We start from the raw sequence: 14,411 nt of genomic DNA on the forward strand, positions 1-14,411 counted from the left end.
GAATGAGCCTCAATATCACACAAGAGGAGTATCGAAACAAGCAGGAAAGCTATAATATCATCAGAAACAAGGTCGAGGCCGGCATTTCGGCGAAAGAAGAACTCTTTCAGGCAGAAATCAACCAGGCCAGTAGCAAAGCTCAACTGGAGAATAGCCAGGTAAGCTACGAAGACGCGCTGGACAACCTCAAGATTCTGCTTGGACTATCGCTGCACGACGAAATTGATGTGCTGGCTGATGTTGGCAAATTCGTTGTAGAAGTTGATCTCGACAAGGCGGTTGAGAGCGGGCTGCAGTATAGAATGGAGCTTCGCCAAAGGGAAATTGCTATCGAAAACGCGCGGCTCAGTCTCATCACAGTAGGTGCGGTCGACGAATTCAAAGGATCGGTGAGTCTAAACTACGGTCTTCTTGGCACTGAAGAAAACCTGAGTGACATTTACAAATCTCCCTTAAAGAGCCAGAGCATCTCCGTTGAGCTCAACATTCCTATCTGGGACTGGGGAAGAAAGAACTCCAGCCTCAGGGCGAGCGAGCTTCAACTCGACAACCAGGTGATTTCGCGTGACGAGGAGCAGAAGCAGGTCGAGCTCGGAATTCGTCAATCGTATCGCTCGCTACAGAATCAACTGACGCAGATTGAAATAGCCGAGAAGAGCATCGAGAACGCACGACTTACATACGAAATCAATCTTGAACGATACAAGAACGGCGATATATCATCCAAGGATATAGGCGAATTCCAGAATCAGCTCTCCAGGGAGCAATACAATCACATTGCGGCGTTGATAAACTACCGTATCGCTCTGTTGAACCTCAAAATCGAATCATTGTGGGATTTTGAAAACGACAGGCCAGTACTGGATATAGGTTAGGAGATCATCATGAAACAGCGGTTCCTTGCAGTCACTATACTAATGATAGCGGTTTTGGCAATCGGATGTGAAGACGACGGTCCCGACATCGACATTGAGTCAGCAGTCCCGGTCGATGTCGAAGATATCACCCTAAAACCTATCAGAGAATACGTCTTTGCAACCGGCACAGTTCTGGCGACCGAGGATGCTGAATTGAAAGCGGAGCAGGGTGGATTTTATCGCCTTAACACCAATCCGCGCACCGGGAAGCCGTTTGCGATGGGTGACGCCGTGAAGAAAGGTGATGTGATCGTCTATCTTGAGAACCAGGAATTTGTCAATTCGGTGCAGTTCGACTCCAGGAAAATCAATTTCGACATATCACAACGTGAATTTGAGAAACAGAAAACACTCTATGACAAGGGTGGAGTTACGCTGCGCGAACTTACGACGGCGGAGCAGGCTTTCATCAATTCGAAATATGCTTACGACAACGCCCTCCTCCAGCTCAACAAATTGAAATTCGCCGCGCCGTTTGATGGTATCCTGGTTGATCTCTCCTACTATTCGCTCGGTCAGAAAGTCGAAGTGGCTGCTGACATCGGGCGTGTGATGAATTACTCAAACCTCTATTCCGAGGTGAGCCTTCCCGGAAAGGAAATGAGCCGGATAAGGGTCGATCAGAATGTGCAGGTGACAAATTACGCCTACCCCGACGATACGCTTTCCGGCGTTGTCAGCCAGATTTCTCCCGCTCTTGATCCAGACAGCAGAACATTCAAAGTCAGAGTCTCGATAAGCAACGCCGATCTGTTGCTCCGTCCCGGCATGTTCGTGAGAATCGATGTTGTCGTGGCCGAGAAGGATTCGACGGTGGTAATCCCCAAGGATATCATACTCGACAGGCGTGGCGCCAGGACTGTGTTCGTGGTGGAGAAGGGCATCGCCATCGAGAGGCAGATCGAGACAGGATTAGCCAATCGTACTGAGATCGAAGTCATCAGTGGTCTGAAGGAAGACGAAAGGCTTGTGGTACGCGGCTACGAAACACTGCAGAATCGCTCAAGAATCAAAGTAGTCAAGTAACATCAACGATGATCGATCAGACTTATGCATAAACTCACCAGATTTTCAGTCAACTATCCGACCACCGTCATGATGATGGTGCTCGCGATACTCCTGCTCGGAATTATATCCTTCGGTAGACTCGGTGTCGATCTGCTGCCTGATCTCAACAATCCCCGTCTCTTTGTAGAGATCGTATCTGCCGACCGTCCCCCCGGTGAAATGGAGCGGCTATACGTCACGAATGTTGAGGCAATTGTTTCGCGACAGAGCAAGGTGAACAGAGTCTCGTCGGTGTCCCGCGTCGGAAAAGCGCTCGTTACGGTCGAATATAGCTGGGATGCTGACATGGACATAGCCTTTCTCGATATGCAGAAGAGTCTCGCTGCGTTTGGGCAAAATGACGCAGGCACCGAGATTACTGTCAGCCAGCACGATCCTAATGCGGCACCGGTGATACTCGTGTCTATGTATCACCCCGACATCGACGATCTCGATCAACTCCGCAGAACCGCCGAGAATATCGTACGGAACGAACTGGTCAGGCTCGAAGGGATTGCAGCAGTAGAAATCGTCGGCGCTCGCCAGCGCGAAGTCGAGATTCTCACCGATCCATATACACTTGAAGCGTACGGCCTCACTCTCGATCAGGTCGCATCGAGAATAAGCAGCTTCAATCGAAACCTCTCCGGCGGCTCTATCGTGGAAATGGGTAGGCGATATGTCATCAAAGGTGTCGGGGAATATCAGGACCTGCACGACATTGAGAATCTAATAGTCCGGTACAAGATTGACACCAGTGATCCTGGAGGTGGCAGTTCGCAAAATAGAGTCCCCGTGTATTTGCGCGAGATCGCAACAGTCAGAATTGTGCAGAGTGACCCGGAGAACATCGTGCGGGTCAATGGCAGGCAGTGCCTCGGCCTCGAGATATTCAAAGAGCGGAAGTTCAATACGATCGATGCAGTCGCCAAAGTGCGCGAGGAGTTGCAGGTTCTGAGGCAGTCTCTCCCCGGCTACCAATTGAGCGTGATTCAGGATCAGGGCAAGTTCATCAGAGCATCAGTCAACGAAGTCGAGCAGACCGGCCTCATCGGCATCATCCTCGCTGTAATAGTGCTCTATGTTTTCCTGCGCAGGATTGGAGTGACAGCAGTTATCAGCATGGCGATTCCAATCTCCGTAGTCGCAACATTCAATCTGATGTTCTTCAACGATCTTTCGCTCAACGTCATGACACTTGGTGGACTTGCGCTCGGCGCAGGTATGCTGGTCGATAACGCAATAGTCGTTATGGAGAACATATTCCGCCATCTCGAGGAGGGCAAGCCGCTTCGAGAGGCAGCGATACTCGGCGCCGGTCAGGTCGGCGGCGCAATCACGAGCTCCACCCTGACGACGGTCATAGTCTTCCTGCCCATTGTCTATCTGCATGGTGCGGCGGGTGAACTCTTCCGCGAACAGGCATGGACGGTTGCATTCTCGCTGATATCATCTCTGTTCGTGGCAATACTCGTCATTCCGATGCTTGCGTCGAGATTCCTGAAATCGAGTAAGAATAGCAAATCGACTGAGGCCATGCACTTCCCCGGCTACGGTAGCTTCGTGGAAAAAGTCATTGATAAGAGAAAAAGAGTTGTTCTAGGCGGATTGGTACTTGTGGCATTGACAGCACTGCTTGTTCCACTGGTCGGCAGCGAGTTCATCCCCAGATCGGATCAGGGGGAATTCAGGATTGACATAACACTCCCGGAAGGTACGAGTCTTGATCGAACGGACGGTACGACGACCGGCATCGAAGGAATAATAACCGAGAGCTTGGCTGGCGAAATCGAGGCCATGTACACCCGTGTCGGGCCATCGTCGAGCACGACAGAAGATGACCAGGCATCACTCGAGGATGAGAATAACGCCTCGGTCCACGTATTTCTCAATCCTGAGCGAGACAGATCTACTGCAGACATTATCGCCATGCTGCACAATAGGCTGAAAGATTTTCCAGATGTGGAAATGGAGTTCGTTCAACAGCAGACTGCCCTTCAAATGACACTCGGCACGGATGCCGCCCCTCTTTCTGTCGAGATCAGAGGCGAAGACCTCGATATCCTTGCAGAGCTCGCAGACAGTGCAAAAGAAAGGCTGGAGACTATCTCAGACCTGATGAATATCGAAACGAGTTTCGAACGTGGCAGACCGGAGGTCAACATCAAGATCGACAGGACGGTCGCCGCACAGTTCTCGCTTTCGGTCGATCAGATCGCTACACAAATCCGTGATCTTCTCTCCGGGCGCGAAGCGGGACAGATGGAATTCCAGGGCGAATACGACAACATACTGATCCGCAGGCCGGATGTCTCGCTCTCGGAGCTTTCGAACGTGCTTATTGAATCGTCCGCAGGGCGGAGAATCGGTCTCAACGAGGTTGCGAGGATCGAATACTCCTCCGCCCCACGCGAGATTATCAGAAACAATCAGGCAAGGATAGCGCGCATTACAGCGCAGATCAGAGGCGACAAGTCATTTGACAGGATCGTTGGCCAGGTTGAGGACAAACTGAAAGGAATAGCACTTCCCGCCAAATATTCAAGCAATATTACCGGTGAGGAAGAGATGCGCAGAGAAGCTTTCGGCAATCTTGGCTTCGCGCTGTTGCTGGCCATTGTTCTGGTTTACATGGTTATGGCTGCACAATTCGAATCGCTGATTCATCCGTTTGTGATAATTCTCACGCTGCCGCTTGCTGCTGTCGGGGCTGTGCTGGCGTTGTTCGTATTCGGCATTCCGTTCAATATCATGTCATACATCGGTATCATCATGCTCGCAGGCATAGCGGTAAACGATTCGATTATCCTCGTGGATTGCATCAACCAACAGCGCAGAGCAGGCATGACGCTCCGCGATGCAGTCATAGCAGCAGGACAGATGCGTATCCGCCCGATACTTATTACAAGCGTCACGACCATCCTGGCGCTTCTCCCACTTACTATTGGCATAGGCGAAGGTGCATCCCTGCGCGCGCCAATGGCCGTCGCAGTGATCGGGGGGTTGATCACGTCAACGGCATTGACCCTCGTGGTGATTCCGGCAGTGTACTACATTCTGGCCGGACGCAGCTTGCAAACCGAAATGTCATCTGTGGCGCGCAAAACAAATGATTAGATTCGTCATTAAACGTCCAATTCTGGTCGGCATGCTGTTTGTCGGTCTCTGCCTTCTCGGACTGGTCTCATATTTCAACCTGCCCGTAGAACTGATTCCTTTCACTGAACTCCCGATGCTAGTTGTTCAGGTACAGGCGGTGCGTGATGCCGATCCGGAGTACATAGAGAAAGAGGCGGTTGTCGCTCTCGAGGGAGCGATCGGCTCGCTCGAAGATATCGACCGGATCGAATCGTTCATCGATCGGAGACAAGCGATGATTCTCGTCTACTACGATGAAGACGCCAATATCAAATACTCCTATTTGCGCTTGCAGGAGAGAATCGATGCTGCCAGCTCCGGTCTTGGGAATGAGTTCCTTGTATTCGTACTGAAAGTGGACACAGAGCAACTCTCAAACCTCTTCATGTCGCTTCAGGTGCGCGGTACCGGGAGCCTCGACCGAATCAGGCACATTGTTGATGAAGATGTTGTTTCCGAGCTTGAAAACATAGATGGTGTGGCTAATGTCGAGGCGTACGGGGGAACCGAGAGATCGATTGAAATACTCCTAGATGCCGACGCGTTGCGAGCGGCCGGAGTCAGTCCGCAGTTGGTCGAATCGAAAATATCCGCCGGACGAGGCAGCAGGCAGTTTCTCGGAAACGTTCACGACGGGGGCAAACAGTACTTCGTGAATCTACTCGCCGATTACACCGACCTGTCGGAACTCGAAAATACGATTATCAAGGAACAGGGCCCTGTCCTGCTGAAACATATCGCAGAAATCCGCGATGGTGGCAAGGAGAGGACATCGATCTCACGCATCAACGGCATGGAGGCCGTCACAATTTCACTCATCCGCGACGCTCAGGCCAACCTCATCAGCCTATCGCACGAAACTCGTGATTTGGTCGAAGAACTCAACGAGCGGCTCGCACCTGACAGTGTGGAGATTGTGGTACAGAGCGATGCAGCAGAAATTATCGAAGAGAATATCGACCTAATCAAAGAACTGGCGCTGATAGGCGGCCTTCTGGCAGTGCTGATACTCTGGATTTTCCTGAGAAACCTGCGGCTCGTACTCGTGATAGCGTCCGCAATTCCGATATCAATCCTGGTATCGCTGAATTTCTTCTACGCGTTCAACATTTCCATAAATACACTGACACTTGTCGGTATTGGATTGGCTATCGGCATGCTCCTCGACAACAGCATCGTCGTGCTCGAGAGCATATACAGGAAGAAATCTCATGGAATGCCGACTGAGGATGCCGTCGTAACGGGTACCGGAGAGGTTTTGCGCGCAATCACCGCAGCCACACTGACGACGATTTGCGTATTCTTGCCATTTGTATACTCGGGGAATTTTCTGATCAGGACTATCGGCAAACACGTTGGAGTCTCGATAATCGCCACACTAATAGTATCTCTAATCGTCGCATTCCTGCTCATCCCTGCATTCACATATAGAGCATTTGGAAACAAGTTCGCCAAGACTTCGAAATCCTTCTTCAATGTTGTCTCTCAGCGCAATCGTCTGCTTCAACTCTATACGCTCCTTCTCAAGTCGACTCTGCGTTTCCCCGCCCGCACGGTCATTACGGGAACGGTCGTCTTTTTCCTGAGCGTGGTTATTTGCCTCGCTCTGTCGGTCGGTGTACCGGAGGAAGTCGAATTAAATGAGTTTAATTTCTATGCGCAATTGCCCAGCGGCTCAACTCTTGACGCCGCTGATGTGCTGGTCGCAGACATGGAATCGCGTCTCGATGAGATAGCCGAAGTCGGTGACAGGCAGGCGAACATCTACGAAGACAACGCAGTATTCACATTCACGCTCATAGATGACTACAAGAATATCGCAGGTCGCGATATCGCGAATATCAAGGACGATGTGATGGAGAAGGTCGAAGGTCCTTTTCCCCGTGTAGAATTCTCATTCGAGCAACCGGCATCGAACACACGTTATCGCGGAGGTGGCGGTGGGGGTGGATCACGGGGCGGTGAAGCCGGATTGATGAGAATGCTCGGGATCGGATCGCAGAGAGAGAAAGTCGTCGTACGAGGTCAGAACTTCCCGCTGATGAGGCAGGTGGCAGAGGAAGTCAAAGTCAATCTGGAGGAGCTCGATTATGTCGATCGGGCGTGGATCAACCTGTCAGAAGGTCGTCCCGAGATCCAGTTGCTGTTTGATCGACAGGCGCTCAGTCACTTCGGAGTGACATTAGCGGACGTCATGGCTGAGATGTCGAGTTTCCAGGAAGAGTATTCATCGAGCGTCAGCTATAAAGATGACAATGAAGAAGTTGACATTGTTCTTCACAACTCCAGCCTTGAGGACAAGACGGCTGATGATATCAGGGCGTTGGAGATATCACCGGTTCAGGGTGGAACAGTCCCGCTCATGCAGCTCGCCGACCTGATCTACTCCAGCGGAGTCTTCAGCATCAATAGAGTCAATCAGGAAAAGGAGATCGAGGTCAGCTATCGATTCAGTGATCCGGTCAACAACTCCAAGCCGTTGCTCGAAAGTTCGAGACTGGAGATAGAGCAACTCGCGGCGTCAGTCGAAATCCCCGCAGGCATCGCTATCGAGGTCGTTCACGACGAGACAGACTACTCGGAGTTCTATTTCTTGATCGCGGCTGCGTTCATTCTTATATTCATGGTTCTCGCATCAGCATTCGAATCGCTCGCAACCCCGATTGTGATGATGGTGACCATCCCCCTTGCAACAATAGGTGCGTTTTGGGGATTGATTGCCACAGGTCAGTCGGTTCTGAACGCTAATGTGATGATCGGATTCCTGATTCTGCTCGGTGTCGTCGTCAACAATGGCATTATTCTCATCGACTACTCCCGGACGCTGCAGAATCGCGGATACAGGCTCCAGAGAGCGCTGCTGGTTGCAGGACAAGCACGCGTGCGACCGATTCTTATAACAGCGCTCACGACAATCGTCGCCATGTTCCCTCTCGCAATGGGTAAGGCGGAGTATGTTGCTCAGATCGGTGCACCATTCGCAATCACCGTGATCGGCGGGCTGACAGCCGGAACGCTATTCACTCTCGTATTCATTCCGACGGTCTACTCGGGCATGGTGGGTGTTCTTGCATGGTGGAGCAGGCTGCGTCTCGGCATCAAATTGATTCAGTTAGCTCTGTTCGCTGTTGGTTGCTGGTTCATTTACTACAATATCGATTCGCTCACGTGGAAACTTGCATCACTATGCGCACTTACCGCGGTGATTCCCGGCACCACGTATTTCACGATGACTTCACTGAGGCGGGCGTCCGCACAGATAATTCCGCTCGGAGAACCGATCCGGATAACCGTGCGCAATGTCGTGAAAGTCTATGGAGACTATTCCAGATTCATAAAAGAGTACAGCAAAGGGGATCGGCAAAGCGACAGATTCGAGAGAGAAGGTATCAACCGCACTTCATCTGTGCGGCGAAACCTTGGATGGCAGATTCCAATTTACATATTCTCTCTCTATTTCGTCTATAGCTACTTAGAAAGCGATTTCTGGCTCTTTGTGCTGGTGCACCCGATCTACATGGCGACCGTTTCTCTTGCGCGGCGGATGCTGACTCCCGTTCAGGCTGGCGACGAGCACCTTCTTCCCAAGCGCAGGATTCGCAAAATCGTATTCAAGCTGTTGTTCTGGGGATTGCCACTTGCCAATCTGGCTCTCTTCCAGACCAGATGGGAGAATCCGGTGCTGGAAGCGATAATCGGCGCTGTGTGGTATGTTTCGCTTGCGATCTACTCGACATCGCGAAAATTGTACCGAGAGAACATCAACATCAACCGCATTAGCGGCAGGTTAGGACGGACTCGCAAGCTGTTCTATCGATTCGTGAAAGTAATCCCGGTTATCGGCAAGAAGAAGCAGCCTTTCCGCGCGCTGAATCAGGTTTCGATGGAGATTGGAAGCGGCATGTTCGGGCTTGTCGGTCCCAATGGAGCCGGCAAAACAACTCTGATGAGAATCATCTGTGGAGTGCTCGATCAGTCGAGGGGGTCCATCTGGATCAACGGTATCGATCTCAACGAAAAGCGAGAAGAACTTCAGGGGTTGATTGGCTACTTGCCGCAGGAGTTCGGAACCTACGAGAACATGACAGCCTACCAATTCCTCGACCAGCAGGCGATGCTGCGCGGCATACTCGATTCACACAAACGCAGAGAGGCGGTTGGACGGTCGATACGCTCGGTCCATCTTGAAGAGAATCGCGATGTGAAGATAAAGTCATTCTCTGGCGGCATGAAACAGCGCGTCGGCATCGCACAGACGTTGCTGCATCTGCCGAGAATTCTTGTCGTCGACGAGCCTACGGCCGGTCTCGATCCGCGCGAACGCATTAGATTCCGGAATCTCCTTTCCGATCTTGCGCGCGATCGTGTCGTCATATTCTCTACTCACGTCATCGAAGACATATCGAGCTCATGCAATCGAGTCGCGGTGCTGGGTGATGGTGTCGTGAAATTCCTCGGCACACCTCAGGAGATGGTTGAACGGACCCGTGGCAAGGTCTGGCAGACGCACATGTCGGATGAAGAATTCGACAGTGCGCGCAGCACTCTGAGGATCGTTCATCACATGCGTGATAACGGCAAAATCCGTGTCAGAGTGCTTGCCTCCGAGCAGCCGGTACCGGATGCCATTCAGGTGACTCCTACGCTCGAGGATTCGTACCTTTGGTTGATCGGAAAGAAACAATGAACCAGGATATCAAGAATAACGTGACTCAGCCGACAGACAGTGCGCATACAAGTCTCATGGTATTTCTGTCAGCCGTCTTTCTGACAATACGGTACAGCGCCAAGCAGGTGTTCGCGAACAAGTTCATCTACTTTATCTCTGCGGCAATTGCGTTGTTCTTGCTGATTGCTGTCATATATTCGCTCGAAGAGGAGACACCGCCGGCGGCGGATGCGATATTCTACTTCCTGCTCGCACCCGGAACGCTGTTGATCTTTTATCCGTCGGTTTACTCACTGCAGAGCGACGTCGATTCCAGAATGCTTGAAACGCTGTTTGGAATACCGAACTACCGTTACAAAGTCTGGCTGGCCAGAAGTGTCGTGCAGTATATCGTGATCGCACTGCTACTCACCGGGCTGGCTCTCTTCTCGAGATATGCACTCGCTGATTTTTCTGTCGTCTCGATGGTTCCGCACGTCATGTTCCCAATTCTCTTTCTAGGAAGTCTCGCATTCATGGTGTCGACCATGACCCGATCCGGCAACGGTGCAGCGGTTGTGATGGTTGTGATAGGGCTGTTCTTCTGGATTATGCAGGAGCCACTCGAGGGGAGCAAGTGGAATTTGTTCCTCAATCCTTTCGCACAGGTCGATCCGTACGAAATATTTGCATGGGCCGAAACAACATTGTACAACAGAATCTATCTGGTGATCGGCTCGATTGTGACTACGATGTACGGTTTGCTGCGACTCCAGAATAGAGAGAAGTTCATGTAAGCCGCCAGTCATTCCTTAATCGCATTCCGCACATGGTTCCTCCCCAGGTGCAACAATATAGTCGACCCGATAAGTCACATCATCGAGATCAACAAACCCGATCAATCAACACAGATGACAGGGCTAACAATCCGGGATGCCGTCGCCGTTCGGATCACACGGGAAATTGCCTCCCGTGAATATGAATGCGATCAGATAGACAACGTCGTCGATGTCAATCGCGCCCGAACAATCGACTTCCCCAGATGCAATTGGCACAGGCGGCGGACCTCCTGCAAAAATGTACGTTATCAGATAGACGACATCATCAATATCAACGCCTCCGCTGGCGTCGGCGTCACCACAGATATAGCTGCCGACACTCGGATTGACAATCCTATCGACAAAAATGTCCGAATTACCGGTTTGCATCAGGTCAGTGAAAACCGTGTACGCGAACGTATCGATGACGGATATTCCGATGTACTCGCCGACCCATTTCGTTACCGGTGGGACTTCCATATCCTGTATCGGGACTGATGCCGCAAAACTTGCAGCCGCATCAAAACTGACAGCCATGCGAGCTTGCGATGCGGGTGCCGGAGGCATCATCGGGCTTGACTGAAACTGGTAATATGCGATATCCACCAGGCCATTTGACTTAACGACCACCCACGGGAGGACGTCAGGATGTGATTCCGGATTGTCGCTCACGGTGACCGGTGATTGCCAAACTGTCCCGCCGTTTGTCGAACGAGCGCAAAACACATCTGCCTCGTCCGGACCACTTAGCCATGTCGCACCGTAGTCCGTCGAGTAGTTCGTGAAGATGTCCTGCTGTCCCATGCCCATGTATACACAGCGAGGGTCAGGCCAAACAACATTTACCCACCCGTTCCCCGCCGCCATGACCGGCATATTCAATTGCAGGCCAAACGGACTGGTACCGTTGTTCATCCTCGTTTCCCCAACCCACGTTGCACCGTTGTCAATTGATCTGTTGAAGAATATGGCTCCCATACCCGACCCCATCCGCTGGTCTAACCACGATGCGTAGACATTAGTGCCTTCAGACTTCACAACCACTCCCCCTGTCCACATGCCAATTGCACCTGGATCGAGCGGCCCAATGTCGGAATGCCAGGTGGCACCGAAGTCGGACGAGTAGTCAAAGAATACGTCCCCTATCCATCCTCCCGCCAGCCTGTCATCGTGCCAACCGATGTACACGTAGCTTCCCGTTATATCAAGCGAGGGCATCGTGCAATTGGCACTAATGTCGTTCAGTTGAACGCTCCCTGCCCAGCTTACCCCGCTGTTCACAGAGCGATTGAAATACACTTGCTCGGAGCCTGTGCGGTCATCGGTCCAGCAGGCATAGACATTATTCCCCGTGCACATCAAACCGCCCCGCGTCCCGAAGCTTGTAGATGTCGCAGTACCCGGGTTGAGCATGTATGATGTCGCCTGCCATGTGGCTCCGAGATTAGTAGAGTAGTTGAAATAGGGCTGCCAGTTACCCGCTCTCTGGTCAATCCACATGCAATAAACGTAAGATCCCGTACAAGCAATGCGTGGCGAAACAGAGTGAAAGGCGCCAGGAGTATCGCCATTGTCGATCCTTGTGACCCCCGCCCAGCTCACTCCGCCGTTGGTAGACCGATTGAAATATATGTCGTTCATTCCCGATCTCGTGTCGGTCCATGCTGTATAAACGTAGTTTCCTGTGCTCGATACGACCGGAGTGCTCGATGCTGCTGTGGGGCTCCCATCTATGTGCTGCTCTGTCTGCCATGCAACACCGTAGTCAGTGGAGCGATTGAAGTATACGTCGGCATTTCCACCCGTCGATCTGTAGTCCTCCCAGACAACATACACATTGCTTCCCAAGCTGCTGATCTTGGCCAAGAATGAATTGTTCGCACCGGGTGTATCCGTATTATCGAGGGGACCAGTGGACCATAGACCCCAGGTCTTGCCGTTGTCCGTCGATCGGTTGAAGTAGATGTCGCTCCCACCAAAGCCATTTCGATAGTCCTGCCACGCGACGTAGACGTAATTTCCCTCTCGCCTAATGTCCGGAAAATCGCTCGGAGATTGCCCCGGATCATCGCCGGTATCGATTCTGACATCCATGTATCCATCCGGATCGGAAATGTAGGTGATGTATAACTTAGATGGATCATACGGATCACCGGCTGCGGATGGGAAGCACTTCGCCTTGAAGGCAGTGCAATCGCTCGAGTACAGCGGAGGTGCAAGGAAATTCGTGACTTTGATATCCGTGCCGAATGTCTGACCGCCATTTGTCGAGATATCGACCCACAGCGATCCCGCAACGCCCCCCTTGAAGTAACAGTCGTACCATGTCATGTAAACGGTTCCATCTGCACTAACAAATGGAAATGCGCCCTCAGCCCAGGCAGTCTGCGGTGGACTGTCATTAATCTGTATCGGTGACGTGAAATTTAGGCCACCGTCGGTCGAGCGAGAGAAGAAGACATCGGAGTTTGAGCCGTTGGTGTCATCTCGCTGCCAGCCGACATAGACATTGCCAACATACGGACTCGACATATTCGTATCGACCGTCATGAAGCACTTGTCGGCAAACCTGACCGGAGCACCGCTTACGTACTTGAGCTGGTCCACAGTCGAGGGTGTCCCCCACGTGCGACCGCCATCAGTCGTCTTGCAGACATAGATGCCACTTACACCGTAAAACCAGGGACCTTCATACGAGAGAAAGCAGGCATAGGCATCTCCCATGGGATCGCAGGCTACCGATGGATCACCTGTGTTTGTCCAGACGTAAGGCAGATTCACATCTGTCCAGGACGTTCCTCCATTGGAACTGTAGCTTACTCCAAGAGTGTTGCCAATGTCATTGTACGCGACTAAGACATTCAGCGGATCGCCCGTGAAATAGTGATTGACGATGATACTCGGTTCGTTTTGAATGTCAGTACCGGTATCCTGATTGACTTTAACATCAGTCCAGGCTGTAGCGCTTCCACACATCAGAAACGCCATGACAGCCAGCGCATAACAGAGAGGCCTCTTGGGACACATAACTCACCTCGTTCTTCAATTAGTTAGACTTATATAAGTATCGGATCAAACCGTAATAATCTGGATTACCTACTACCATTCTAGACAAGATTGCCCGGAATGCAAGAACTATTTTTCCAAACCGAAACCGCCAATCAGAGATAGCGGTTACAATCAAGAATGAAAAAGATGATAATTGATTGAATAGCAATTCCGTCAGGCCACGCTCACGGGTATCCATGAGCATGACCTGATATTCAGACTACGAGCGCGACTGCACAGTGCAGCGATTACAAGCAGGAATCGAACCACTCGAAGCAGGCCGCGCGTGGGCCGGGACCGCCTGTGAAGATGTATGCTATCAGATAGACGACATCATCAATGTCTGTCGCCCCAGAACAATCGGCATCTCCTGCTGCGAGATGTGGTTCAGGAGGAGGCCCACCTGTGAATATATATGCTATCAGATAGACAACGTCATCGATGTCGATCTCACCTGTGTTATTCGGATCGCCTCCCGCGACCGTGATCATCGCCTTATACGCATTCACCCGTCCATATCCGTATTGCGCATCCCAGCAGGGTGTGTTGTCACTGCCGACCATATCATCCGCAGAGCCGGTCAGCACAGTACGAATGTAGTCGAACGTGCGACCATAAGCTCCCGGCTGATCCCATGTTCCGCCTTTCGCCTCAGGTGCGCGCGCAAGCACGCGCGCGGCAATCCCGGCAGCAATTGCACAGGAGGCGGAGGTACCAGTGAAATCGCAGTGGTAGCTGTTCATGCCTGGATAGCAGGAGTACGGAATAGGTACTGCACCCAAGTCACCCATCCGA

General features: G+C 51.7%; 7 protein-coding genes. 5 read left to right on the forward strand and 2 right to left on the reverse strand.

Annotation, left to right across the window (positions count from 1 at the left end):
* The 5 genes from KKH67_16045 to KKH67_16065 form a co-directional block, all read left to right on the forward strand.
* Window positions 1–875: TolC family protein (locus KKH67_16045; GenBank protein MBU1320687.1), on the forward strand; the 875-nt coding region annotated here is incomplete at its 5' end.
* A 9-nt stretch (window positions 876–884) separates the two neighbouring features.
* Window positions 885–1,943 carry an efflux RND transporter periplasmic adaptor subunit gene (locus KKH67_16050; GenBank protein ID MBU1320688.1) on the forward strand — a complete coding sequence of 353 codons (1,059 nt, stop codon included), beginning with the start codon at window positions 885–887 and terminating at the stop codon, window positions 1,941–1,943.
* Between the two features lie 24 nt (window positions 1,944–1,967).
* Window positions 1,968–5,081: an efflux RND transporter permease subunit gene (locus tag KKH67_16055; GenBank protein ID MBU1320689.1), complete on the forward strand. Its 3,114-nt coding sequence runs from the start codon at window positions 1,968–1,970 to the stop codon at window positions 5,079–5,081.
* Window positions 5,074–9,789, forward strand: a complete 4,716-nt coding sequence (locus tag KKH67_16060; GenBank protein ID MBU1320690.1) for an efflux RND transporter permease subunit — start codon at window positions 5,074–5,076, stop codon at window positions 9,787–9,789. The genes KKH67_16055 and KKH67_16060 overlap by 8 nt, the downstream gene beginning before the upstream one ends.
* Window positions 9,786–10,547 (forward strand): hypothetical protein, encoded by a 762-nt coding sequence (locus tag KKH67_16065; GenBank protein MBU1320691.1) that lies wholly within the window; start codon window positions 9,786–9,788, stop codon window positions 10,545–10,547. Before KKH67_16060 ends, KKH67_16065 begins: the two co-directional genes overlap by 4 nt.
* Window positions 10,548–10,670: 123 nt before the next feature.
* Here the strand turns inward: KKH67_16065 and KKH67_16070 are convergent, their stop codons facing one another.
* Together KKH67_16070 and KKH67_16075 are read right to left on the reverse strand one after the other, a co-directional pair.
* Entirely contained in the window at window positions 10,671–13,595 is a 2,925-nt protein-coding gene (locus tag KKH67_16070; protein MBU1320692.1) for a hypothetical protein, read from the reverse strand.
* Window positions 13,596–13,864: 269 nt separating this feature from the next.
* Window positions 13,865–14,411, reverse strand: a 547-nt coding sequence (locus KKH67_16075; GenBank protein MBU1320693.1) for a S8 family serine peptidase, incomplete at its 5' end; no start/stop codon positions are given.

The organism is Candidatus Zixiibacteriota bacterium, assembly GCA_018820315.1.
In the GTDB taxonomy this organism is placed as follows: domain Bacteria; phylum Zixibacteria; class MSB-5A5; order JAABVY01; family JAHJOQ01; genus JAHJOQ01.

Coding starts and splice junctions, on each gene's coding strand:
- KKH67_16050 (MBU1320688.1), top strand. CDS start 885: ATGAAACAGCGGTTCCTTGCAGTCACTATACTAATGATAGCGGTTTTG.
- KKH67_16055 (MBU1320689.1), top strand. CDS start 1,968: ATGCATAAACTCACCAGATTTTCAGTCAACTATCCGACCACCGTCATG.
- KKH67_16060 (MBU1320690.1), top strand. CDS start 5,074: ATGATTAGATTCGTCATTAAACGTCCAATTCTGGTCGGCATGCTGTTT.
- KKH67_16065 (MBU1320691.1), top strand. CDS start 9,786: ATGAACCAGGATATCAAGAATAACGTGACTCAGCCGACAGACAGTGCG.
- KKH67_16070 (MBU1320692.1), bottom strand. CDS start 13,595: ATGTGTCCCAAGAGGCCTCTCTGTTATGCGCTGGCTGTCATGGCGTTT.